Origin of the sequence: Micromonospora carbonacea (assembly GCF_014205165.1) — a bacterium.
In the GTDB taxonomy this organism is placed as follows: Bacteria; Actinomycetota; Actinomycetes; order Mycobacteriales; family Micromonosporaceae; genus Micromonospora; species Micromonospora carbonacea.
In genome coordinates this window covers 1,709,430-1,733,657 of record NZ_JACHMZ010000001.1, presented here as the reverse complement: position 1 = coordinate 1,733,657, position 24,228 = coordinate 1,709,430, and the positions used below count along the sequence as shown (strand labels likewise).

At 74.6% G+C, this 24,228-nt stretch carries 19 protein-coding genes and 1 pseudogene; 9 read left to right on the top strand and 11 right to left on the bottom strand.

Annotation, left to right across the window (positions count from 1 at the left end; translation table 11 throughout):
• Positions 1–41: 41 nt before the first annotated feature.
• The 3 genes from HDA31_RS07830 to rsgA all read right to left on the bottom strand — a co-directional run bounded on the left by HDA31_RS07830 (position 42) and on the right by rsgA (position 5,007).
• Positions 42–509, bottom strand: a complete 468-nt coding sequence (locus HDA31_RS07830) for a Rieske (2Fe-2S) protein (protein WP_178065776.1) — start codon at positions 507–509, stop codon at positions 42–44.
• Between the two features lie 217 nt (positions 510–726).
• Entirely contained in the window at positions 727–3,672 is a 2,946-nt protein-coding gene (gene uvrA / locus HDA31_RS07825; protein WP_178065777.1) for an excinuclease ABC subunit UvrA, read from the bottom strand.
• A 282-nt stretch (positions 3,673–3,954) separates the two neighbouring features.
• Positions 3,955–5,007: a ribosome small subunit-dependent GTPase A gene (rsgA, locus tag HDA31_RS07820; protein WP_074474355.1), complete on the bottom strand. Its 1,053-nt coding sequence runs from the start codon at positions 5,005–5,007 to the stop codon at positions 3,955–3,957.
• A 179-nt stretch (positions 5,008–5,186) separates the two neighbouring features.
• Here rsgA and HDA31_RS07815 point away from each other — a divergent pair, with 179 nt between their 5' ends.
• Both HDA31_RS07815 and HDA31_RS07810 read left to right on the top strand, forming a co-directional pair.
• Complete coding sequence (locus HDA31_RS07815) at positions 5,187–5,903, top strand: maleylpyruvate isomerase family mycothiol-dependent enzyme (RefSeq protein ID WP_178065778.1); 717 nt, start codon at positions 5,187–5,189, stop codon at positions 5,901–5,903.
• Positions 5,904–5,910: 7 nt separating this feature from the next.
• Positions 5,911–6,564 carry an MBL fold metallo-hydrolase gene (locus HDA31_RS07810; protein ID WP_178065779.1) on the top strand — a complete coding sequence of 218 codons (654 nt, stop codon included), beginning with the start codon at positions 5,911–5,913 and terminating at the stop codon, positions 6,562–6,564.
• Positions 6,565–6,589: 25 nt separating this feature from the next.
• Here the strand turns inward: HDA31_RS07810 and HDA31_RS07805 are convergent, their stop codons facing one another.
• Positions 6,590–7,213 (bottom strand): DedA family protein, encoded by a 624-nt coding sequence (locus HDA31_RS07805; protein ID WP_178065780.1) that lies wholly within the window; start codon positions 7,211–7,213, stop codon positions 6,590–6,592.
• Positions 7,214–7,223: 10 nt separating this feature from the next.
• Complete coding sequence (locus HDA31_RS07800) at positions 7,224–7,997, bottom strand: class I SAM-dependent methyltransferase (RefSeq protein WP_178065781.1); 774 nt, start codon at positions 7,995–7,997, stop codon at positions 7,224–7,226.
• Between the two features lie 182 nt (positions 7,998–8,179).
• Here HDA31_RS07800 and HDA31_RS07795 point away from each other — a divergent pair, with 182 nt between their 5' ends.
• A complete protein-coding gene (locus HDA31_RS07795; RefSeq protein WP_007462771.1) occupies positions 8,180–8,383 on the top strand; it encodes a cold-shock protein in 204 nt (67 codons plus the stop codon).
• Between the two features lie 134 nt (positions 8,384–8,517).
• On the opposite strand, the gene HDA31_RS07790 is transcribed toward HDA31_RS07795, so the two are convergent.
• The gene (locus HDA31_RS07790) at positions 8,518–9,033 is read right to left on the bottom strand and encodes a MarR family winged helix-turn-helix transcriptional regulator (RefSeq protein ID WP_178067651.1); all 516 of its coding nucleotides are present in this window, start codon (positions 9,031–9,033) and stop codon (positions 8,518–8,520) included.
• Between the two features lie 182 nt (positions 9,034–9,215).
• Here HDA31_RS07790 and HDA31_RS07785 point away from each other — a divergent pair, with 182 nt between their 5' ends.
• On the top strand, positions 9,216–11,369 hold the full coding sequence (locus tag HDA31_RS07785) for an MMPL family transporter (protein WP_178065782.1): 2,154 nt from the start codon (positions 9,216–9,218) through the stop codon (positions 11,367–11,369).
• A gap of 75 nt (positions 11,370–11,444) precedes the next feature.
• Here the strand turns inward: HDA31_RS07785 and HDA31_RS07780 are convergent.
• A pseudogene (locus HDA31_RS07780) lies at positions 11,445–12,863 on the bottom strand (DedA family protein).
• A 137-nt stretch (positions 12,864–13,000) separates the two neighbouring features.
• Between HDA31_RS07780 and typA the strand changes: the two are divergent.
• Both typA and HDA31_RS07770 read left to right on the top strand, forming a co-directional pair.
• On the top strand, positions 13,001–14,869 hold the full coding sequence (typA, locus tag HDA31_RS07775) for a translational GTPase TypA (protein ID WP_178065783.1): 1,869 nt from the start codon (positions 13,001–13,003) through the stop codon (positions 14,867–14,869).
• A gap of 57 nt (positions 14,870–14,926) precedes the next feature.
• Positions 14,927–15,793 carry a serine hydrolase gene (locus tag HDA31_RS07770; protein ID WP_178065784.1) on the top strand — a complete coding sequence of 289 codons (867 nt, stop codon included), beginning with the start codon at positions 14,927–14,929 and terminating at the stop codon, positions 15,791–15,793.
• Positions 15,794–15,817: 24 nt separating this feature from the next.
• Here HDA31_RS07770 and HDA31_RS07765 read toward each other — a convergent pair whose 3' ends face one another.
• Entirely contained in the window at positions 15,818–16,615 is a 798-nt protein-coding gene (locus HDA31_RS07765) for a tyrosine-protein phosphatase (RefSeq protein WP_178065785.1), read from the bottom strand.
• A gap of 44 nt (positions 16,616–16,659) precedes the next feature.
• Here HDA31_RS07765 and HDA31_RS07760 point away from each other — a divergent pair, with 44 nt between their 5' ends.
• Together HDA31_RS07760 and HDA31_RS07755 are read left to right on the top strand one after the other, a co-directional pair.
• A complete protein-coding gene (locus tag HDA31_RS07760) occupies positions 16,660–17,754 on the top strand; it encodes a mandelate racemase/muconate lactonizing enzyme family protein (RefSeq protein ID WP_178065786.1) in 1,095 nt (364 codons plus the stop codon).
• 32 nt (positions 17,755–17,786) lie between these two features.
• Entirely contained in the window at positions 17,787–18,824 is a 1,038-nt protein-coding gene (locus tag HDA31_RS07755) for a C40 family peptidase (protein WP_246384021.1), read from the top strand.
• 63 nt (positions 18,825–18,887) lie between these two features.
• Here the strand turns inward: HDA31_RS07755 and HDA31_RS07750 are convergent, their stop codons facing one another.
• Positions 18,888–19,886 carry a TerC family protein gene (locus HDA31_RS07750; RefSeq protein WP_178065787.1) on the bottom strand — a complete coding sequence of 333 codons (999 nt, stop codon included), beginning with the start codon at positions 19,884–19,886 and terminating at the stop codon, positions 18,888–18,890.
• 475 nt (positions 19,887–20,361) lie between these two features.
• Between HDA31_RS07750 and HDA31_RS07745 the strand changes: the two genes are divergently transcribed.
• The gene (locus HDA31_RS07745) at positions 20,362–20,655 is read left to right on the top strand and encodes an antibiotic biosynthesis monooxygenase family protein (protein WP_074474525.1); all 294 of its coding nucleotides are present in this window, start codon (positions 20,362–20,364) and stop codon (positions 20,653–20,655) included.
• A 319-nt stretch (positions 20,656–20,974) separates the two neighbouring features.
• On the opposite strand, the gene HDA31_RS07740 is transcribed toward HDA31_RS07745, so the two are convergent.
• A complete protein-coding gene (locus HDA31_RS07740; RefSeq protein ID WP_074474366.1) occupies positions 20,975–21,928 on the bottom strand; it encodes a helix-turn-helix domain-containing protein in 954 nt (317 codons plus the stop codon).
• Between the two features lie 100 nt (positions 21,929–22,028).
• A complete protein-coding gene (gene uvrB / locus HDA31_RS07735) occupies positions 22,029–24,137 on the bottom strand; it encodes an excinuclease ABC subunit UvrB (protein ID WP_178065788.1) in 2,109 nt (702 codons plus the stop codon).
• Between the last annotated feature and the right edge of the window lie 91 nt (positions 24,138–24,228).

Genomic DNA, 24,228 nt, shown 5'->3' with positions numbered 1-24,228 from the left:
CGGCGGCCGGTCCGGGGTTGCCCGGGCCGGCCGCCGCCGGTTCAGGCGAGGGTGATCTGGTCGCCGTCGACCTTCAGCTCCTTGGCCGCGAGGGCCGTCGTCGCCGGGCCCGACTTCACCGAGCCGTCGGTGATGGAGAACTTGCTCATGTGGCAGGTGCAGTTGATGGTGCCGCCGTCGACGTTCGACACCGGGCAGCCCTGGTGGGTGCAGATCGGGTCGAAGCCCTTGAACGTGCCGGCCTCCGGCTGGGTGATCACCACGCCCTTCGCGGCCAGGATCAGGCCGCCGCCGACCGGGACGTCGGCGGTGCTGGCCAGCGCGCCGGAGTCGCCGGTGCCGCCGGTCGCCGCCGCGCCGCCGCTCGGGGCGGAGTCACCGCCGGCGGAGTCGTCGGAGTCGTCGCCGCACGCCGACAGGACGACCGCCGCGCCCAGCGCGCCGGCGCCGGCGAGGAGGGCGCGCCGCGTCTGCGTGGCCGGCCCGGTCTGCACCTGCTCGTCACTCATGTCTGGCCTCTCTGTCGACTGCCCGGTCCGGAAGGGGTGCCCGGGCCTCGGTGGGGTCCACGGATCACTGTGCCTGAAGGTTCAACAAATTGACCACAGTGATCGTTTGGCGGGGACCGCCGAACGGGCCGGGCGGAGGGCGGGCGGAGCAGGGCGGCGACGACGCGCGAGGGGCGTCCCGAGTCCTCCGGGACGCCCCTCGCCGTGCGCGGTCGCCTCAGCGGGCCGCAGCCGCGACCTTGCGGGCCCGGGGGCGGGCCGGGGTGCCGTTGGCCTTCGCGGCCCGCCCGGTGGCCGCCTTCGCGCCCCGGGCCTCCCCGTCGAGCCCGAGCACCGGGCGCAGGAACCGGCCGGTGTGGCTCTCGGGCACCTCGGCGACCTCCTCGGGGGTGCCGGTGGCCAGCACCGTGCCGCCCCGGTGGCCACCCTCGGGCCCCATGTCGATCAGCCAGTCGGCCGTCTTGATCACGTCGAGGTTGTGCTCGATGGTGATCACCGTGTTGCCCTTGTCGACCAGCCCCTCCAGCACCATCAGCAACTTGCGGATGTCCTCGAAGTGCAGGCCGGTGGTCGGCTCGTCCAGCACGTAGACCGTCCGGCCGGTGGAGCGCTTCTGCAACTCGGAGGCGAGCTTGACCCGCTGCGCCTCGCCGCCGGAGAGCGTCGGCGCGGGCTGGCCCAGCCGGACGTAGCCCAGGCCGACGTCGACAAGCGTCTTCAGGTGCCGGTGGATGGCCGGGATCGCGGAGAAGAACTCCGCCGCCTCCTCGATCGGCATCTCCAGCACGTCGGAGACCGTCTTGCCCTTGTAGTGCACCTCCAGGGTCTCCCGGTTGTACCGGGCCCCCTTGCACACCTCGCACGGGACGTAGACGTCGGGCAGGAAGTTCATCTCGATCTTGATGGTGCCGTCGCCGGAGCACGCCTCGCACCGGCCGCCCTTGACGTTGAACGAGAACCGGCCCGGACCGTACCCCCGGACCTTGGCCTCGGTGGTCTCGGCGAACAGCTTGCGGACGTGGTCCCAGACCCCGGTGTACGTCGCCGGGTTGGACCGGGGCGTGCGGCCGATCGGCGACTGGTCGACGCCGACGACCTTGTCCACGTGCTCCAGGCCGCTGACCCGCGTGTGCCGGCCCGGCACGTGCCGCGCGCCGTTGATCTGGTTGGCCAGCACCGCGTGCAGGATGTCGTTGACCAGCGTCGACTTGCCCGAGCCGCTGACCCCGGTGACCGCGATGAGCTGGCCCAGCGGGAACGACACGGTCAGGTTGCGCAGGTTGTGCTCCCGCGCGCCGTGCACCACCAGCTCCCGGCCCGGGGTCTGCGGCCGGCGGCCCTTCGGCGTCGGGATCTCCCGCCGTCCCGACAGGTACGCCCCGGTCACCGACTCCGGGTTGGCCAGCAGGTCCGGCACCGACCCGGAGTGCACGATGCGCCCGCCGTGCTCGCCCGCGCCCGGCCCGATGTCGACGATCCAGTCGGCGGTGCGGATGGTGTCCTCGTCGTGCTCGACGACGATCAGGGTGTTGCCCAGCCCGCGCAGCCGCACCAGCGTCTCGATGAGCCGGTGGTTGTCGCGCTGGTGCAGGCCGATGGACGGCTCGTCGAGCACGTAGAGCACGCCGACCAGGCCGGAGCCGATCTGGGTGGCCAGCCGGATGCGCTGCGCCTCGCCGCCGGACAGCGTGCCGGCCGGGCGGTCCAGGGAGAGGTAGTCCAGCCCGACGTCGAGCAGGAACCGCAGCCGGGCGTTGATCTCCTTGAGCACCCGCTCGGCGATCATCTTCTGTCGGTCGGTCAGCTCGATGCCGGCCAGCAGCTCGGCGCACTCGCCCACCGACAGGTTGCACACCTCGGCGATGCTCTTGCCGGCCAGGGTGACCGCGAGGACCTCGGGCTTGAGCCGCGCGCCGCCGCAGGCCGCGCAGGGCACGTCGCGCATGTAGCCCTCGTACTTCTCCCGCGACCACTCGCTCTCGGTGTCGGTGTGCCGGCGCTCGATCCACTGCACCACGCCCTCGAAGCCGGTGTAGTAGGAGCGCTCGCGGCCGAACTTGTTGCGGTAGCGCACGTGCACCTGGTCGCCGGAGCCGTGCAGGATCGTCTTCTGCGCCCGCGCCGGCAGCGCCCGCCACGGGGTGTCGACGTCGAAGTGCTCGGCCTCGCCCAGCGCCTCCAGCAGGCGCAGGAAGTATTCCAGGTTGTGCCCGGACGACCAGGGCTGGATCGCGCCCTCGCGCAGGGTGCGCTCCGGGTCGGGGACGACCAGCTCCGGGTCGACCTCCTTCTTGGTGCCCAGGCCGGTGCACTCGGGGCACGCGCCGTAGGGCGCGTTGAACGAGAAGACCCGGGGCTCCAGGTCCTCGATCGCGAGGGGGTGGTCGTTGGGGCAGGCCAGGTGCTCGGAGTAGCGGCGCTCCCGGTCGGGGTCGTCCTCGGCGAGGTCGACGAAGTCGAGCAGGACCAGGCCACCGGAGAGGCCGAGCGCCGCCTCGACCGAGTCGGTCAGCCGCTGCTTGGCGCCCGGCTTGACGGTGAGCCGGTCGATCACCACCTCGATGGTGTGTTTCTCCTGCTTCTTGAGCTTCGGCGGCTCGGTCAGCGGGTGCACCACGCCGTCGACCCGGGCCCGCGCGTAGCCCTTGCCCTGGAGCTCGGCGAAGAGGTCGACGTACTCGCCCTTGCGGCCGCGCACCACCGGGGCGAGCACCATGAACCGGGTGCCCTCGGCCATGGCGAGGACCCGGTCGACGATCTGCTGCGGGCTCTGCCGGGAGATCCGCTCGCCGCAGACCGGGCAGTGCGGCTCGCCGACGCGCGCGTAGAGCAGCCGCAGGTAGTCGTAGACCTCGGTGATCGTGCCGACGGTCGAGCGCGGGTTGCGCGAGGTGGACTTCTGGTCGATGGAGACGGCGGGGCTGAGGCCCTCGATGAAGTCGACGTCCGGCTTGTCCATCTGGCCGAGGAACTGCCGGGCGTACGACGACAGCGACTCGACGTAGCGGCGCTGCCCCTCGGCGAAGATGGTGTCGAAGGCCAGGCTCGACTTGCCGGACCCGGAGAGCCCGGTGAAGACGATCAGGGCGTCCCGGGGCAGGTCGAGACTGACGTCACGCAGGTTGTGCTCGCGCGCGCCACGGATGATCAGTCGGTCGGCCACTGTCCGTGTACTCCCGGTGAAGAAGGCGAGGAGGATCTGGGCGCTCGGGGCGGCCGGGAGGCTTCCGGGACGGCCCCGAACGGTCGTGCGGGCGCAGAAGAAGCGCCTCGGCAACTCTAGCCCCGAGGTACGACAACTTTCCGCGCCCGCACATTCCCCCAGCTCAACACGGTCGCGCCGGGCCGCGTCACGGCCCCGGCCCGCCGCTTCCTCCCCGGCGCGGCGCCCCGACGGCCGACCGCCGCCGCGATCAGCTCCGCGCCACCTCACCGACACCGACAGTCACGGCCGGGCCGTCCGCCGCCGCCCGCCGCGCCAGCCGCCCCGGCGCTCGGCGGCCAGCCGGGTCTCCCGACGCCGGCTCTCGAAGGCGACCTCCCGCTGCAACCGCCGCCAGCTGTCGTAGCGCCGGACGGCCAGCTCGCCGGCGGCCAGCGCGTCACGGACCGCGCAGCCCGGCTCGGCGTCGTGCGCGCAGTCGCCGTACCGGCAGCCCGCCGCCAGCGCGGCGATGTCGGCGAAGGCCCGGTCCAGGCCCGCCGCGCCGTCGAGCAGGCCGACCGCGCGGACCCCCGGGGTGTCCAGCACCGCGCCGCCGCCCGGCACCGGCACCAGCGCCCGCCAGGTGGTGGTGTGCCGGCCCTTGCCGTCGACCCGGCGGATCGCCTGGGTCGGCATCACCACCGCCCCGGCCAGGGCGTTGACCAGGCTCGACTTGCCGGCCCCGGACGGGCCGAGCAGGGCGAGGGTGCGGCCCGGCGCGACGTGCGGGCGCAGCGCGTCGAGGCCGTCGCCGCGCTCGGCGCTGACCGGCAGCACCGGCACCCCCGGGGCGACGCCGGCGAGCTGCCGGGCGATCGCCGCCGGGTCGGCGGCGAGGTCGGCCTTGGCGAGCACCACCAGCGGCGTCGCGCCCGACTCGTGCACCAGGGACAGCAGCCGCTCGATGCGGCCGACGTCCGGCTCGGGGTGCACCGGCTCGACGACGGCCGCCGCGTCGAGGTTGGCGGCGAGCACCTGCCCGCTGGCGTCCTTGCCGGCGGTGCGGCGCACCAGCGCCGTGCGCCGGGGCAGCACGGACTCGACGGTGACCGGCCCGTCGGGCCAGGAGCGCAGCAGCACCCAGTCGCCGGCGCAGGGCAACCGGGTCAGGTCGCGGGCCGCGTCGGCGAGCACCGCCGCGCCGAGGGTGGCGCGGACCGGCCCGTCCGCGTCGAGCACGGTGCACACGCCCCGGTCGACGCGGGCCACCCGGCCCGGCCGGCGGCCGGGGCGGGTGCGGGCGTGGGCCGCCCGGTCGGCGTCCCAGCCGAGGGCGGTCAGATCGATGGACATGGCAACCCCTTCAGGGTCGGTGGATACGGTGGGGCGACACGCGTGCTACGACCGGCATGGGCACCACCTCCTCCACGTCCCCGGTGTCGCGGTGCAGCACCGACGGTAGGGGCCGGGCCGACGCGCCGAAAGCGATTTCCACGGCGACGCCGGGGCCGCGGGCGGCTAGGGTTCGGAGCGTGACCGCGGACCCGCTGCTGCTGACCGGTGACCTCGACGACGCCACGACCCGGCTGCTGCGCACCGCCGCCGCCCTCGACGACGCGGACGTCGCCGCGTCGTCGCTGCTGCCCGGCTGGACCCGGGCGCACGTGCTGACCCACCTGGCCCGCAACGCCGACGGGTTCGTCAACCTGCTCACCTCCGCCCGCACCGGCGAGCGGATCCCGATGTACGCCAGCACCGCGGCCCGCGCCGCCGACATCGAAACCGGCGCGGCCCGCCCGCCCGGCGCCCTCCTGGACGACCTGCGCCGCTCGGCGGAGCGGTTCGCCGAGGCGGTCGCCGCGATGCCCGTGCAGGCGTGGGCGGCGACCGTGGAGACCCGGCGCGGCCCGTGGCCGGCGGCCATGCTCGTCTGGGGGCGGCTGCGGGAGGTCGAGGTGCACCACGTCGACCTGGCCGCCGGCTACGCGCCGGCCGACTGGCCGGAGGCGTTCGCCCAGCGGCTGCTGCACGAGGTCACCTCCGGCCTCGCCGACCGGGACGACGCGCCGGCGCTGGTGCTGCGCTTCGACGGCAGCAGTCACGAGGTGGCCGTCGGCGACCCCGACGGCGCGCCCACCGTCACCGGTCCCGCCCACGGGCTCGCCGCCTGGCTGATCGGCCGCGGCGGCGCCGACACGCTCGCCGTCACCCCCGACGGTCCCCTGCCGACCCCACCGGAATGGATGTGACCAGCGCATGACCTACAGCGGAGACGTCAGCCCCGGCGGCGCGCCGGCCGTACGCGAGCTCGACGGGCTCACCATCACCAAGGTGTCGGTGGGGCCGATGGACAACAACGCCTACCTGCTGCGGTGCCACGACACCGGCGAGCAGCTGCTGATCGACGCGGCCAACGAGGCCCCCCGGCTGCTGGAGCTGGTCGGCGACGGCGGCCTGGCCACCGTGGTCACCACCCACCAGCACATGGACCACTGGGTCGCGCTGGAGGAGGTCGTCGCGAAGACCGGCGCGCGGGCGCTGGTGCACGCCGACGACGCCGCCGGCCTGCCCATCCCGGCGCAGCCGCTGACCGACGGCGACACGGTGGCCGTCGGCGGCCGCGCGCTGGAGGTGATCCACCTGCGGGGGCACACGCCGGGGTCGATCGCCCTGCTCTACCGCGACCCGGCGGGCGTGCCGCACCTGTTCACCGGCGACAGCCTCTTCCCGGGCGGGGTCGGCAACACCGACCGGGACCCGCAGCGCTTCGGTCAGCTCGTCGACGACGTCGAGCACCGGCTGTTCGACCGGCTGCCCGACGAGACCTGGTTCTACCCGGGGCACGGCCGGGACAGCACCCTCGGCGCGGAGCGCCCGTCGCTGCCGCAGTGGCGGGCCCGCGGCTGGTGACCGGCGGCGTCGCCCGCCCGGGGGCTCAGGCCACCGGGGCGGCGGGGACGGTGCCGCGCAGCCCGCGCCGGGTGACGAGCAGCACCACGCCGGCCAGCAGCAGGCCCACCGCCATGGTGACCAGCAGGGGCGAGACGTCCACCGGCAGCAGCCCGGCCAGCGAGCGGGACAGCGTGCCGAGGGCCACGTAGAGGCCGGCCCAGAGCGCGGCGCCGAGGCTCGCGCAGGCCAGGAACCTGCGGTACGACATCCGCAGGCCGCCCGCGGCCAGCGGCAGCAGCGCGTTGAACACCGGCAGGAAGGGCGCGACCAGCACCATCCGGCCGCCGCCCCGGCGCAGGACGGACTCGGCCGCCGCCCAGCGGGACTCCCCGATCCAGCCGCCGACGCGGCTGTGCCGCAGCCGGTCGCCGTAGCGCCGGCCGACGAGGAAGCTCAGCGACCAGCCGGCCACGCAGCCGGCGACCACGGCGGCGACGGTGCTCGCGGCGGTGGCCGGCCGCCCGACGCCGACCGCGGCGAGGACCGCGACGTCGCCGGGGACCAGCACCCCCACCAGCGGCACGGCGTCGAGGAGCATCACCACCCCGAGCACCCCCGCCAACAGGATGGTGGGCAGCTCCCCGACCTGGTGCGTCCATTCCGCCATGGTCCGTACGCTACGGCCGGTCCGCCACGTCCGGCATCGGGTTTGATCCCCTAGCCGACCCTGATCCCGCCTCGGGGTCGACCCCGCCGGCCCGGGGCCGCAGCACCTCCACCCGGCGCACCGGGGAGTCGACGGCCGGCTCGGTGGTGGGCACCCGGTAGCTGGCCACCGCGTCCAGCAGGTCCCGGGGCAGGTGGCCCCGGCCGGGGTCGCCCACCAGCACCCGGGCGCCCCGGGCCACGGCGCGGCGCAGGAACGGCAGCATCCGGTCGGCCAGTTCCCGGTCGTAGAAGGCGTCCCCGGCGACGAGCAGGTCCGCCTCCGGCCCGTCGGAGTCGAGCAGGTCCCCGCCCACGGCGGCGACGGCGACCCGGTTGGCGCGGGCGTTGACGGTGACCGCCGCGACGGCGTACGGGTCGATGTCGTTGGCCACGACCCGGGCCGCGCCGGCGAGCGCGGCGGCGATGGCGACGAGCCCCGAGCCGGCGGCCAGGTCGAGCACCCGGCGGCCGGCGGCCAGCTCGGGATGGTCGAGCAGGTGCCGGGCCAGGGCCTGGCCGCCGGCCCAGGCCGAGGCCCAGTACGGCGGGGGCAGGGCGTGGCCGGCGGCGGCCTCCATCCGGGCCCACCAGACGATGGCGTCCTCGGCGAGGTGCAGCCGCACCTCGGGCACGAAGGGGGTGGCGACGAGCCGCAGGCGGTCCAGCCCCTCGCCGGGCACGTCGATCTCCCGCTCCAGCACGGCCAGCGCGGCGGCTGCGGGACTTGTCATCGGGGCAAGCATGCCGCAGGCGGGGCGCCGCCGGGCGGGTTTTCCCAGGGCTGCGCCCGGGGCGCGGGCATTTTCGGGTACGCCCTGCGGCACTTCGCCCAGCAGATCCGGGTTTTGCCGGTTACTCTCGGGGAGGTACAGGGCGATCATCGACCAGTGGTCGGTGGTCACCCGCTTTGAACAGGGAGAGATGCATGGCTACCGGCACGGTCAAGTGGTTCAACTCGGAAAAGGGCTTCGGCTTCATCGAGCAGGACGGCGGAGGTCCGGACGTGTTCGTCCACTACTCGGCCATCGCGTCGAGCGGCTACCGGGAACTCAACGAGGGCCAGAAGGTCGAGTTCGAGGTGACCCAGGGGCAGAAGGGCCCGCAGGCGGACAACGTCCGCCCGATGTAGCTCCGTGCCGGTGGCGGCGGTCGGGTCGACGATCCCGGCCGCCGCCGCAGCGCACCCGCGCCCGCCGCGCCCGGCGTACGTCCGCCGCTTGCGGCGGGCGTTTCCGTTTCCGGGCCCGGTCAGCGGCCGGCGGGTCAGCGCGGCGCGCGGCGCGGCGGCTCCGGGCGGGTGGCCCGGACCTGGTCGAGGTGCTCCCGCATGGTGGCCACCATGGCCGTCAGGAAGCGGCGCACCACTTCCAGCTCGTCGTCGCCGAAGTCGGCCATCGCGGCGTCGGTGCGGCGGCCGAGCGGCTGGAAGAACTCCATGGCCAGCGCGGCGCCCGGGTCGGCGTAGCGCAGGAAGACCTTGCGGCGGTCGCCGGTGTCGCGGTCCCGGCGGACGTGCCCGGCGCGCTCCAGCCGGTCGATCAGCGCGGTCACCGAGCCGGAGGACAGGTTGAGCTTCTCCCCCAGGCGGCCCGGGGTGATCGGCGCGCCGGCGAGCTCGGCGTCCATGACGGCGATGAGGGCGTGCAGGTCGGTGCCGTTGAGGCCGTGCAGGGCGGCGAAGGCGTGCCCGACGTGCTGGGCGTCCGTCGAGTAACGCCGCAGGTCGTTGGTGATGTCGGCGACGAGCTGCTCGCGCCGGGTCTCCCGTCGCCGGTACATGCCGTGCGTTGCCACGACGCCGCTTCCCTCCCCCCGTGCCTGCCGGTTGCAGCATAGTCGAGCTGTCGATAATCTCGCTTATCAAGATACTCGGCAGGCGCGACATTCGGGTCCCTTCGAACCCGCCGGCCGAGCCCGCCACCGGCGCCCCGCGCCCACCCCGACAACCACGAGGGAACCCGATGTCTGTGTTCACCCGCGTCGCCCGCGGTCGGCTCGCCGCCTGGCTCACCGTGGCCGCCGCGATCGTCCTCGGCGCGGCCCTCTTCGGGCTCCCGAAGCCCGACAACCCCGCCTCGGTCTCGACCACCGGCCTGTCCGTGCAGTGGCAGTCGACCCAGGTCGAACGGCTCCAGGACGAGCTGCCCTCCCGCGACGTGCAACCCGCGGTCGTCGTCGTCAGCCGTACCGACGGCGGCCCGCTCACCGAGCCCGACCGCGCGGCGGTCACCGCCCGCGCCGGCGAGCTGGGCCGGTTCGCCGTCGGCGGCCGGGTCGGCCCGCCGCAGACCTCACCCGACGGCACCGTGGCCCTGCTCGCCGTGCCGATGTCCACCGCCGACGGCCAGGAGGCCGTCGCCGGCGCGGTGGCCGACCTCCGCGCGGCCCTCGACGGCCTGCCCACCGGCCTCACCGCGCAGATCACCGGCGCACCCGCGTTCACCGCCGACCTCACGCAGGTCTTCGAGGGCGCGGACGTCACGCTGCTCGCCGTCACCGCGGGCGTCGTGGCGCTGCTGCTGCTCGTCACCTACCGCAGCCCGTTCCTGTGGATCGTGCCGCTCGTCGTCGTCGCCGCCACCGAACAGCTCACGCTGCGGGCCGTCGACACCATCGTCCCGGCCCTCGGCATCCACCTCCAGCAGGGCGCGGTCACCGGCATCGCCAGCGTCCTCGTCTTCGGCGCCGCCACCGACTACGCCCTGCTGCTCATCGCCCGCTACCGGGAGGAGCTGCGCCGCGAGGCCGACCGCTTCGCCGCGATGCGCGCCGCCCTGCGCCGCACCGCCGAACCCATCCTCGCCAGCGGCGGCACCGTCGTGCTCGGCGTGCTCACCCTGCTGCTGTCGGAGCAGGAGAACAATCGGGCCCTCGCCGTGGCCTGCGCCACCGGCGTCGTGTTCGCCATGCTGTCGGCGCTGTTCGTCCTCCCCGCCGTGCTGGTGCTCTTCGGCCGGGGGCTGTTCTGGCCGTTCGTGCCCCGGGTCGGCGGCGCCGCGCGCGAGGGCCGGCTGTGGGGCCGGCTCGGCGCCGCCGTCGTCCGCCGCCCGCTGCCGGTCGCGGTGCTCGCGACGCTGCTGCTCGCCGGCCTCGCCCTCGGTGGGCTCGGCATCCGCACCGGCCTGTCGGAGACCGAGCAGTTCCGGGTCAAGCCCGAGGCCGTCGGCGGCGCGGAGACCCTCGCCCGGGCCTTCCCCGCCGGCACCACGCAGCCGGTCGCCGTCCTGACCACCCCGGCCGCGGCGCAGGCCGTGGTGGCGGCCGCCACCGCCGTCCCCGGGGTCGCCTCCGCCCGGCCGGGGGACGCGGGCACCGCCGTCGCCCAGGTCGACGTGGTGCTGGAGGCCGAGCCGGGCAGCGCCGCCTCGGACCGGGCGATCGAGGCGCTGCGCGCCGCCGTCGCCGCGGTACCCGGCTCCGCCCCGCCCGCCGTCGACGGCGTCGACCGGTTCGAGGGCGCCGTCGTCGGCGGCACGGTCGCCGCCACGTACGACTCGAAGGGGGCCGACGGCAGGGACCTGCGGCTGATCCTGCCGATCATCCTGCTGCTCGTCGCCGCGGTCCTCGTGCTGCTGCTGCGCGGCCTGCTCGCCCCGGCCCTGCTCGTGCTCACCGTCGTCGTCTCGTTCTTCGCCAGCCTCGGCGCGGCGTGGCTGCTGTTCGACCTCGTCCTCGGGTTCCCGGCGCTCGACAGCGGCGTCCTGCTGCTCGCCTTCGTCTTCCTCGTGGCCCTCGGCGTCGACTACAACATCTTCCTCGTGACCCGGGCCCGCGAGGACGCCCGGCGCACCGGCACCCGCGACGGCATGCTCTCGGCGCTGCGCGTCACCGGCGGCGTGATCACCAGCGCGGGGGTGCTGCTCGCGGCGGTCTTCGCCGTCCTCGGCGTGCTGCCGCTGATCCTGCTGACCCAGATCGGGGTCATCGTCTGCATCGGCGTGCTGCTCGACACGCTGCTGGTGCGCACGGTCCTCGTGCCGGCGCTGGCGTTCCTGCTCGGCGACCGCTTCTGGTGGCCCGGCCGGATCCCGCCGGCCGCCGACGCCGCGCCGCCGGCCGGCGAGCCGACGCACGCCGGCCACGACGGGGCCGAGCCGGCGGCGACCCGGAGCTGAGGACCGCGCGGGCGGCGGAGACGGGACCGCCGCCGCCCGCGCGCCGGTCCCGGCCGGGCGAACCGGTCCCGCCGCTCACCCCGGCGGCCCCGGGGCGGCCCGCCCGTCGGCCGGGCCGACCGCGCCGACCGCCCGGTCCCGCGTCGCCCAGGCGACCATGAACAGCGCGGTCCAGGCCAGCCCGAGCAGCACCGACGTGACCGTGCTGCTGGCGGTGCCCTGACCCAGGTAGAGCCGCGCGCCGGCGATCGCGGCCACCCCGGCCACGGCGGCCGTCCACGCGGCCACCGCCACCGGCCAGGGCGACCCCCGCGACAGCAGCCAGGCCAGCGTGCACAGGCTCGCCGCCAGCACGGCGTTCTGCGTCCCGAACAGCACGCCCTACTCGCCCGAGGCGAGCCGGCCCGGCGCCACCACCTCGGCGACCACGGCGAGCACCACCAGCGGCAGGAACGCGCCGACGGTGCCCAGCACGTCGAGCGGATCGGCCCGCCGGGGCGACCCGCCGCGCCCCGGGCGTCGGCGCTGCCACCACGACCGGCCGGCGGCCACCACCGCCACCAGCGCGATCAGCACCGACCCCCGCGACACGGAGACCACGGTCGCCGCGACCTCCGCCGCGCCGGGGGTACGCCGGTCGGCGAACCAGCCGGCGATCACGTCGTCGACCACCGCCAGCCCGCTCCACCGCATCGCCGCCCCGAGCAGCCAGGCGATCGCCACGCCGGCCACGAACAGCAGCACCAGCCCCACGGCCAGGTTGATCAGCAGCGTCCAGCCGGGGCCGACGCGCATCGTCAGCAGGAAGAACAGCACCCCGTACCGGGCGGAGAGCCAGCGCAGCGGCGGCAGCGCCACCGCCCGGGCCAGCAGCGCCCGCGCCGGGTCGGGGTGGCGGCCCAGCCAGCGGCCCACCAGCGCCACGGCGAGCACCCCGCCGAGCAGCACCAGCACCGCGCCGGTGGCCCGGCCCAGCAGCCGGGACACCGTCTCGTACGACTCCCCGGCCAGGTTGCCCGCCAGCACCGACCCGCCCACCCAGGTCACCACGCCGGCGAGGTTCCACGGCGCGAACCGGCGGTACGGCATGCCGGCCGCCCCCGCCAGGCGGGGCGCGAGGGTACGCGCGAACGCCACCCAGCGGGCGGTGAGGACCCCCCGCCCGCCGAGCCGCTCCAGCAGCGCGTCGGCGCGTCGCCACCGGTGCGGGCCCACCCGCGCCCCGAACCCGGACGCGCGCAGCCGGGGACCGTAGCGACGACCCGCGCGGAACGCCAACGTGTCCCCGGTCACGGCTGCGAGAATCATCACCAGCAGGGCGGGGCCGAGCCGCAGCGCGCCGGTGTACGTGAGGAAGCCGACCAGCAGCAGCGTCGCCTCGCCCGGCACCAGCAGCCCGACGATCACCGCCGTCTCGCCGGCCACGATCGCCGCGGCGACCAGGTAGACCAGCAGGGGCGGCAGGCCCTGCACCGAGTTCAGCAGATCGTGCACGACGGCCCCCGGCTCACGCGGCCAGCATGACAGCCGGGCCACGGGCACCGACAGCCGCACAGCCGCCGGATCCGGCCGGCGGCCGGGGGGCGACCCCGACTCGGCACCTGATCCGCGCAGGCGGGAGGATGGAGCCCATGCAGCTTCGCACCGACCTCCGCAACGTCGCCATCATCGCTCACGTCGACCACGGCAAGACCACCCTGGTCGACGCCATGTTGCGGCAGGCCGGCGCCTACGGCGCGCGCGGCGAGACGACCGAGCGGGTGATGGACTCGATGGACCTCGAAAGGGAGAAGGGCATCACCATCCTGGCCAAGAACACCGGCGTGCGCTACCTGCCGGCGGACGGGTCGGAGCCGGTCACCATCAACATCATCGACACCCCGGGCCACGCCGACTTCGGCGGCGAGGTCGAGCGCGGCCTCACCATGGTCGACGGCGTGGTGCTGCTGGTCGACGCCAGCGAGGGCCCGCTGCCGCAGACCCGCTTCGTGCTGCGCAAGGCGCTGCGCGCCCGGATGCCGATCATCCTGGTGATCAACAAGGTGGACCGCCCCGACGCCCGGATCAAGGAGGTCGTGGACGACACCTACGAGCTCTTCCTCGACCTGGACGCCGACGAGGAGCAGATCGACTTCCCGATCGTCTACGCCTGCGCCCGCGACGGCATCGCCTCCCTCACCCAGCCCGCCGACGGCTCCGTCCCGCAGGACAGCACCAGCCTGGAACCGCTGTTCCGCGCCCTGCTCGACACCATCCCGCCGCCCGCCTACGAGCAGGACGCGCCGCTGCAGGCCCACGTCACCAACCTCGACGCGTCGCCGTTCCTCGGCCGGCTGGCGCTGTGCCGGGTGCGGCAGGGCACCATCGCCAAGGGCCAGACCGTCGCCTGGTGCCGCACCGACGGCAGCACCCAGCGGGTCCGCATCTCCGAGCTGCTGATGACCGAGGGCCTGGAGCGCAAGCCCGCCGACTCGGCCGGCCCCGGCGACATCATCGCCGTCGCCGGGATCCCCGAGATCATGATCGGCGAGACCCTGGCCGACGCCGAGAACCCGATCGCGCTGCCGCTGATCACCGTCGACGAGCCGGCCATCTCGATGACCATCGGCACCAACACCTCGCCGCTGGTCGGCCGGGTCAAGGGCGCCAAGGTCACCGCCCGGATGGTCAAGGACCGCCTCGACAAGGAGCTGGTCGGCAACGTGTCGCTGCGGGTGCTGCCCACCGAGCGCCCCGACGCCTGGGAGGTGCAGGGGCGCGGCGAGCTGGCCCTGGCGATCCTCGTCGAGCAGATGCGCCGCGAGTCCTACGAGCTGACCGTCGGCAAGCCGCAGGTCGTCACCCGGGAGATCGACGGCAGGACCTGCGAGCCGGTCGAGCGGCTCACCATCGACGCCCCCGACGACTACCTGGGCGCGATCACGCAGCTCCTGGCCACCCGCAAGGGCCGGATGGAGCAGCTGGTCAACCACGGCACCGGCTGGATCCGGATGGAGTGGCTGGTCCCGGCGCGCGGCCTGATCGGCTTCCGCACCGAGTTCCTCACCGAGACCCGGGGCACCGGCATCCTGCACCACGTCTTCGAGTCCTACGAGCCGTGGTTCGGCGAGCTGCGTACCCGCAACAACGGCTCGCTGGTCGCCGACCGGGCCGGTGCCGTCACGGCGTTCGCGATGACCAACCTCCAGGAGCGCGGCCAGCTCTTCGTCGAGCCCGGCACCGAGGTGTACGAGGGCATGATCGTCGGGGAGAACTCCCGCTCCGACGACATGGACGTCAACATCACCAAGGAGAAGAAGCTCACCAACATGCGAGCCTCGACCTCCGACGAGACCGAGAAGCTGATCCCGCCGCGCAAGCTGTCGCTGGAGCAGGCCCTGGAGTTCTGCCGCGAGGACGAGTGCGTCGAGGTGACCCCCGCCGCGGTCCGCATCCGCAAGGTCGTGCTCGACCAGACCCAGCGCGCCCGCGCCACGGCCCGCCGCAAGCACGCCGGCTGACCCCCTGCCGATCCGGCCCCCGGACGTCCGGGGGCCGGATCGGCTACCGTCACCCGCATGATCTGGGACGAGCTCGACGCCCGCCTGGACGCCCTGCCGGGCACCGTGTCGGCGTACGCGGGCCGGGTCGACGCCCCGGCGACCTGGACCCGGCAGCCCGACACCACCCACTACGCGGCCAGCACCATGAAGGTCGCCGTGCTGCTGGCCCTGCACCGGGCCGCCGAGGCCGGCACGCTCGACCTCGACGCCCCCGTCGAGGTGCGCAACGAGTTCGACTCCGCCCGGCCCGACGCCCCCCGGTTCGCGTGCGCCCGGCACTACGACAACGACGGGGCCGTCTGGGAGCGGGAGGGCGGGCACGCGCCCCTGCGCTGGCTGGCCGAGCGGATGATCGTGCGCTCCAGCAACCTGGCCACCAACCTCTGCCTGCGCCACGTCGGCCTGCCCACCGTCGCCGAGGCGTGGGCGGCCGCCGGCGCCCGGCACAGCGTCACCGGGCGCGGCATCGAGGACTTCGCCGCCCGCGAGGCCGGCATCACCAACCTGGTCACCGCCGCCGACCTGGCCGCCCTGCTCGGCGGGCTGGCCGTCGGGGCGACCCGGCCCGGCCCGCTCGCCTCCCCCGCCGGCTGCGCCGCCATGCTGGACGTCCTGTTCGCCCAGGAGTTCCGCGAGGACCTCGCCGCCGGCCTGCCCGACGGCGTCCGCATCGCCCACAAGAACGGCTGGGTACGCGGCGTGCGGCACGGCGCCGGCGTGGTCTACCCGGCCGACGCCCCGCCGTACGCGCTGGTCGTCTGCACCACCGGCGACCCCGCCGGCGGCGGCGCGGCGGACGGGGACGCCTGCCTGCTCCTCGCCGACATCTCCGCCCGGGTCTGGGCGGCCCGCCACGACCTGCGCCCGGCCGACGCCGCCTGAGGCCGGGCCCGGCGACGACGGGGCTCAGTCCAGCAGGTTGTCCCGCAGCGCCGCCAGGTGCGCCCCCGTCAGCCCCAGCCCGTCGCGCAGGTACGCGTCGAACGAGCCGTGCACCCGCCGGACCTCCGCGTACGCGGCGTCCAGGTACTCCCCGCGCACCTCCATCAGCGGCCGGATCGCCGCCTCCGCCAACTCCGGCTGGCGGGCCCGCATCGCGGCCAGGACGACCTCCTTGAGGCTCTCCGTCTGCGCGTTGGTCCGCAGGTAGTCCGCCCGGATCGCCGCCTCGTCCACCCCCAGCGCGGTGAGCAGCACGACCGACAGCCAGCCGGTGCGGTCCTTGCCGGCCGAGCAGTGGAACAGCAGCGGCAGGTTGCCCGCGTCGGCGGCCAGCCGGACCGCCCCGCCGAAGCCGGCCCGGGCCGCCCCGCCGGTGACGAACCACCGGTAGATCTCCGCCATCGCCGCCGGGGTGCCCTGGAGGGCCAGCGCCGTCTCCGCGCGCAGGTCGTGCCCGAGCAGCACCTCCGACACCGCCGTGAAGACCGGGTGGGCCGGGTCGTACACCGGCAGGCGCACCACCCGGGGCGCGCCGGGCAGCCGGTCCGGCGGGGCCGTCGCGATCTCCGAGTCGTCGCGCAGGTCGACCACGCAGGCCGGGGCGATCCTCCCCAGCACCGGCAGGTCCTCGTCGGTCAGCCGGCCCAGCGCCGGGGTGCGGATCAGCCGGCCGGCCCGCACCCGGCGGCCGTCGAGCCCCACCATGCCGCCGAGGTCGCGCGCGTTCGGCGCCCCCACCAGCTCCCAGTCCCGCCCGCCCATTCGGCCTCCCCTGTCGTCGCCGGGTCGCGTATAGGGTGCCGCACATGACGATCACCGCGGTACGCACCCACCGGCTTTCCGCGCCCCTGCACACCCCGTTCGTCACCGCGCTGCGCCGCACCACCACCACCGACACGCTGATCGTGGAACTCGTCGACGACGACGGGCGGTCCGGCTTCGGCGAGGCCCCGCAGGTGTGGCAGGTGACCGGGGCGTCGCTGGCCGGGGCCGAGGCGTGCGTGCGGGAGATGCTCACCCCGGGGCTGATCGGCCGGGACGCCGACGACCTCGTGGCCCGGTGCGCCGAGGTGCGCCGGGCGGTGGCCGGCAACGAGGCCGCCAAGGCGGCGGTGGACACCGCGCTGCACGACCTGGCCGCGCGCCGGCTCGGCGTACCCCTGGTGCGGTTGCTCGGCGGCACGGCCCGGCGCGTGCCGACGGACGTCACCCTCGCCGCGGGCGACGCCACCGACCTGGCCGCCGCGGCCCGGCAGCGGCGCGGCGAGGGGTTCTCCGTGCTCAAGCTGAAGGTCGGCACCGACGCGGCGGGCGACCTGGAGCGGGTCCGGGCGGTGCGGGCGGCCGTCGGCCCCGACGTGCGCATCCGGCTCGACGCCAACCAGGGCTGGACCCCCCGCGAGGCGGTCCGGGTGATTCGCGGCATCGAGGACGCCGGCCTCGGCGTCGAGCTGGTGGAGCAGCCGGTGTCGCGCTGGGACCTCGACGGGCTGGCCTGGGTCAGTGACCGGGTGGGCCTGCCGGTCCTGGCCGACGAGTCGGTGTTCGGCGTGCGCGACCTGGTCGAGGTGATCCGCCGACGCGCCGCCGACATGGTCAACGTCAAGCTGGCCAAGTGCGGTGGCCTGCACGCCGCCCGCACGCTGCTGGACCTGGCCGCCGAGCACGGGATCGGCACCGTCGTCGGCTCGATGATGGAGAGTCAGGTGGGGCTCGGCGCGGCGGCCAGCCTGGTCGCCGCCCACGGCACCAGCGCCGTCTCCGACCTCGACGCCGCCTGGTGGCTGGCCTGGTCGCCGGTGCGGGGCGGCATCCGGTACGACGGCGCGACCGTGGTGCTGCCGGACGCGCCCGGCCTCGGCATCACCTCCATTGAAGCAAAGATTCAACCGGATGGTTGATGGGTGGCGCTTTCTTTCCTAGGGTCGCTGTCGTGAGGGCGCGGCAGGGAAGCCGTGAACTGGGGGTGGACGTGGAGCTGCAACCGGGCCGCGAGGCCGTCGTCCGGGTCGCGGTCGCGACCCTCTGGTCCTGCCCCGAGGCGGTGCGCCCCGTCGACCGCCCCGCCCTCGACGCGCCCGCCGACGTCGCCGCCTGGATCTCCGGCATGGACGCCGACCAGCAGGTCGGCGAGTGCGTGCTGAGTCAGCTCCTGCTCGGCGAACGGGTGCTGGTCACCGCCCTGCGCCCCGACGGCTGGGCGCACGTCGTGGCCGTCGAGCAACCGGCGGCCCGGCTCGACCCGCGCGGCTACCCCGGCTGGCTCCCGGCCGCCCAGCTCGCCCCGCGCCCGGCCGACGCCGCGACCCCGCCCGCCGACGCCGCCCGCTCCCCCGCCGACGCCGCCCCCGCCCCGGCCGACGCCCCGGCGCACCCGGTCGCCCCGGCCGCCCCCTGGGTCGTCGACGCGACGCTCACCGCCCTGCGCGCCGCCCCGGCCGGCGAGCCGGTCGTGGCCGGGGTCGTCCTCGGCACCCGGCTGACCCCGGCCGGCCCCCCGGTGGACGGCTGGCGGCCGGTGCGCGCCCCCGGCCACGACCGGCCGCTCTGGCTGCCCGACGCGCACCTCGTGCCGGCGCCCGCCGCGCCCCCGTCCCCGGCGGAGGTGCTGGCCGTCGCCGCCCGGCTGCGCGACGTGGCCTACGTGTGGGGCGGGGTGTCGGCGTACGGGATCGACTGCTCCGGCCTGGTGCACCTGGCCTGGCGGCGGTTCGGGGTGGTGCTGCCCCGCGACGCCGCCGACCAGGCCGGCGCGACCACCCCGCTGCCCCTGGGCACCGAACGCGTCGGCGACCTCTACTTCTTCGCCCGCCCCGGCCGGCGGATCCACCACATCGGCTTCGTCAGCGCCGCCCCGGGCGGTGGCGCCGACCGGCGCATCCTGCACGCCTGCTACCGCCACCGCCGCGTCCTGGAGGAGGCGATGCCGGCCGAGCGGGCGGCCACCCTGGTCGGCGCGCACCGCGTCTGAGCCGCCCGGGACGGCGGAAGGGGCGCTCCCGGTGCCGGAAGCGCCCCTGCTCGCGTGGTCGGGTCAGCCGCGCGCCGACGCCAGCTCGCGCCGCCGGTCGCGGGCCGACTTGACCAGGCTGGCCACGGTCGCCACCGCGAGGGTGCCGAGGATGACCGTCAGGGACAGCCAGATCGGGATGTGCGGGGCCCAGGCCACCGGGTCGCCGCCGTTGACGAACGGCAGGTGGTTGTCGGCCAGGGCCTCCAGCACCAGCTTGACGCCGATGAAGCCGAGCACCACCGCCAGGCCGTAGCTGAGGTAGATCAGCCGGTCCAGCAGCCCGCCGAGCAGGAAGTAGAGCTGGCGCAGGCCCATCAGCGCGAAGACGTTCGCGGTGAAGACCAGGTACGGCTCCTGGGTGATGCCGAAGATCGCCGGGATCGAGTCCAGCGCGAAGATCAGGTCGGTGGTGCCGATGGCGATCATGACGATCAGCATCGGGGTGAACAGCCGCCGGCCGGCCTCGTGCGTGGTCATCTTCGCGCCGTCGTAGTCCCGGGAGATCGGCAGCGCCTTGCGGCTCCACCGGATCAGCAGGTTCTCGCTGAACTCGTCCTCGTCCGGCTCGCCCTGCCGGGCCAGGTTGACCGCCGTGTAGATGAGGAACGCGCCGAAGATGTAGAAGACCCAGGAGAACTGGGAGATCAGGGCCGCACCGGCGGCGATGAAGCCACCGCGCATGAGCAGCGCCAGCACGATGCCGATCAGCAGCACCTTCTGCTGGTACTGCCGGGGCACCCCGAACCGGGCCATGATGATCACGAAGACGAACAGGTTGTCCACCGAGAGGCTGTACTCGGTGAGCCAGCCGGTGTAGAACTCACCGGCCACCCCGGGACCGGAGAAGATCCACAACCCGGCGCCGAAGAGCAGGGCCAGCCCGACGTAGAAGCTGACCCACAGGCTCGACTCACGGACGCTCGGCTCGTGTGGTCGCCGGCCGATGATCAGCAGGTCGACGACGAGAACCGCAGTCAGTGCGACGAGGGTCCCCGCCCACACCAATCCGGACACGTTCAATCCCATCCTCCGGCAGACACACGGCGTCGGGCACACCGTACGCCCGCCGGGGCGGGTGGGTGTGGCGACGCGGACACTGGTGACTGTCGGAGGTCTCTTCCGTCGCCGACCCGCGAGCGGGCCGACAACCTACGGAGCCGGGTCGCGCCGCCCGGGGGCGGTCGACCGTGCTGACGACTCCGTCGCGGGGGAATACTCCCCTCCTTCGCGCCCATTCTTCACCATCGCGAGGCCGGAGCGCATCTCCTGCTTTTGTGCCGGGGCTCTCAGCGGGCGCCCAGTGACGGATCTCTCCACCGGCCTCGCCCCCCTGGCCCCCTCTTCACGCAGGTCCCCCATCACGTAGGTCCCTCACCACGCGTAGAGCGTCCTAGGAGGCCAGCTCGCATCGATGCCGGCGCGAGTCGCCGTCCCTGCGGTGGACACGGCCACCCCGGCGGCCCGGGCCCGGCCGGCGTCGTGCGAGGCTCTCGGCATGGTGCTTGAGGTTGCGCTCATCGACGTGACGCCCGGACACGAGGACGACTTCGCCGCCGCGTACGCGCGGGGCCACGAGATCCTGGCCGGCACGCCCGGCTGCCGCTCCGTCCGGATGACCCGCGGCGTGGAGTCGCCGACGCGGTTCGTCCTGCTGGTCGAGTGGGACTCCGTGGCCGCCCACGAGGAGAACTTCCGCGAGACCGAGCGGTTCGACCAGTGGCGGGCGCTGATCGGCCCCCACTTCGCCGGCCCGCCGCTGGTCGAGCACTTCGTCGACGTCCCCGCCTGAGCCGACGCCCCTGCCTGAGCCGACGTCCCGGCGTCGCCACCGCGGCCCGACCGGTCCCCGCCCCGCCGGAGTGTCACACCCCCCGGCTACCGTGCGCTCGCGCGCGGCCACCGGCCCCGGCGGGCTCGGGGTCGCCGGGGCCGGCGGCCGCGCGGGCAGCACCGGGCGGGTCACCGGCTCCGGGGCGGCTTCGAGCGCTGCGCCGGGTCGGTGAGTGGCGGAGGTTGCCGGTCACGCGGCACCGCCGCCGGCAGGCCCGCCCGCCGCCGGAGAACGGGCCCGGCGCGACACGGCGGGCCGACGGGCCGGGGCCGCGCCGTCAGTCCTGCGGCTGGCGGGGCCGGGGCAGCGCCGCGCCCTCCGGCCGGGACCGCACCGACGGCTGACCGCCGAGGTCGACCGCGGCCGGCAACGACGGGTCGTCGGCTAACCGGCCCAACAGCGCCGCCGTCTCCGCCGCCGGGAGCGCGGCGTCGAGCAGCCGGTCGATCACCGCGTCGTACCAGCCGAGGTCCGCCGGAGAAACCAGCCGCACATCGGTGGTCAGGGCTTCCAGCATCACCGTGCGCGGGTCGGCCGGGTCGGGGAACGAGTAGCGGGTGAACGGGGTCAGCGGATGCGCGCCCCCGGCCGTCGCCCCCGGCGGGACCACCCGGATGGTCACGTTCGGCCGGCCCGCCAGGTGGACCAGGTGCCGCAGCTGCTCGCGCCAGATGCCGTCGGGCACGCCGCCCGGGTCACAGGCCGCGAGCTCCAGCAGCGCCGTGTAGCGGGGCGGCTCCGGCCGGTGCAGCACCTCCTGCCGGACGAGCCGGGCCCGCACGTCGGCCTCCACGTCCACCTCGGGGTGCAGCAGCCGGGCGACCCCGAGCCGCAGCCGCGCGTACGCCGGGGTCTGCAACAGCCCCGGCACGACGGCGGGCTGGTATTCCACCACGGTGGCGGCGCCGGCCTCCAACTCGGCGTAGGCGCGCTGCCGCTCCCCCATCCCGCCGAGCGTCTTCCACCAGCCGCGGCCCGTCGCCGCGTCCCGGGCGATGACGATCAGCGCGTCGCGCTCGTCGGGCCCGACCCGGTAGACGTCCAGCAGGTCGAGCACGTCGGCGAGATCCGGCCGGCTCTGCCCCAGCTCGATGCGGGACAGCTTCGAGGTGGACGCCCAACCCAGCCGGTCACAGACCTGCTCCAGCGTCAGCTCCTCCCGCCTGCGCAGTTGGCGCAACTCGGCTCCGAGTCGCGCCCGTCGAATCACCGGACTCGTTGGCAACGGCATCCCCGCCTCCCCAGGACGGAGAGTACGCAGATCGATCACTCGCTGCAATACCTTGCTTGCTTACGGCGACGACATCCGACGCCGCGGAGAGGCACGACGGTCACTTCACGCCCGCCGCGTCCATCCCCCGCAGCTCCTTCTTCAGGTCGGCGACCTCGTCGCGGATGCGGGCGGCCAGCTCGAACTGCAACTCCCGGGCGGCGGCCAGCATCTGGTCGTTGAGCTCCTGGATGAGCTGGGCGAGATCGGCCCGGGCCATCCCCTCCCGCGACGGACCGGCCGCGCCGGCCCGGCTGCGGCTGCGGGTCTCCTTGACCGGCGCCTTGCCCCGCGACAGTTGCCGCGCCGCACCGCCGACCCGGGAGCTCTCGGTGTCCTCCGCCTCCCGGTAGATGTCGTCGAGAATGTCGTGGATCTTCTTGCGCAGCGGCTCGGGGCTGATCCCGTGCGCCTCGTTGTGGGCCACCTGCTTGGCCCGGCGTCGGTTGGTCTCCCCGATCGCCTCCGCCATCGACGGGGTGATCTTGTCGGCGTACATGTGCACCTGGCCGGAGACGTTTCGCGCCGCCCGGCCGATGGTCTGGATCAGCGACCGGCCGCTGCGCAGGAAGCCCTCCTTGTCCGCGTCGAGGATCGCCACGAGGGACACCTCGGGCAGGTCCAGGCCCTCGCGGAGCAGGTTGATGCCGACCAGCACGTCGTATTCGCCCTTGCGCAGCTCGCGCAGCAGCTCCACCCGGCGCAGCGTGTCGACCTCGGAGTGCAGATAGCGCACCCGGATGCCGTTCTCCAGCAGGTAGTCGGAGAGGTCCTCGGCCATCTTCTTGGTCAGCGTGGTGACCAGGACCCGCTCGTCGCGCTCGGTGCGCAGCTTGATCTCGTGCATCAGGTCGTCGATCTGCCCCTTGGTGGGCTTCACCACCACCTCGGGGTCGATCAGGCCCGTCGGGCGGATCACCTGCTCGACGAACTCGCCCTGGGCCTGCTCCAGCTCCCAGGAGCCCGGGGTGGCGGAGAGGAAGACCAGCTGCCCCACCCGCTCCAGGAACTCGTCGAAGCGCAGCGGCCGGTTGTCGGCGGCGCTGGGCAGCCGGAAGCCGTGGTCGATGAGCATCCGCTTGCGGGAGGCGTCGCCCTCGTACATGCCGCCGATCTGCGGGATCGTCACGTGCGACTCGTCGATGACGGTGAGGAAGTCGTCGGGGAAGTAGTCGAGCAGACAGTGCGGCGGGCTGCCCGGCAGCCGGCCGTCGATGTGCATCGAGTAGTTCTCGATGCCGGAGCAGAAGCCGACCTGCCGCATCATCTCCAGGTCGTAGGTGGTGCGCATCCGCAGCCGCTGGGCCTCCAGCAGCTTGCCCTGCCGCTCCAGCTCGGCGAGGCGCTCGGCCAGCTCCGCCTCGATGTCGCGGGTGGCCCGCTCCATCCGCTCCGGGCCGGCGGCGTAGTGGGTGGCCGGGAAGATCATCAGGCTGTCGACCTCGCGGACCACGTCGCCGGTCAGCGGGTTGAGGTAGTAGAGCTTCTCCACCTCGTCGCCGAACAGCTCGACCCGGACGGCGAGCTCCTCGTACGCCGGGATGATCTCCAACGTGTCGCCGCGGACCCGGAACGTGCCCCGCTGGAACGCCATGTCGTTGCGGGTGTACTGGATGTCGACGAGCCGGCGCAGCAACTGGTCGCGGTCGAGCTCCTGCCCGACGGCGACCCGGACGGCGCGGTCGAGGTATTCCTCCGGGGTGCCCAGGCCGTAGATCGCCGAGACGGTGGCCACCACCACCACGTCTCGGCGGGTCAGCAGCGACATCGTCGCCGAGTGCCGCAGCCGCTCGACCTCCTCGTTGATCGAGGAGTCCTTCTCGATGTAGGTGTCGGTCTGCGGGATGTAGGCCTCGGGCTGGTAGTAGTCGTAGTAGGAGACGAAGTATTCCACCGCGTTGTGCGGCAGCAGCTCGCCGAACTCCTTCGCCAGCTGCGCGCAGAGCGTCTTGTTGGGGGCCAGCACCAGGGTGGGCCGCTGCAGCCGCTCGACGAGCCAGGCCGTCGTGGCGCTCTTGCCCGTGCCGGTCGCGCCGAGCAGCACGGTGTTGCGGTCGCCGCGCCGCACCCGACGCTCCAGGTCGTCGATGGCGGCCGGCTGGTCGCCGGCCGGCTGGAACTCGCTGACGACCTGGAAACGGCCGTCGAGCCGGGGAATGTCGAGCGCCATGACACCCACCGTACGCCCGGGGTCCGACAGCGCGGCACGACTACCGTCGGTCCGTGATCGGCTTCGATATTCGCATTGTGTGGCGGATTTC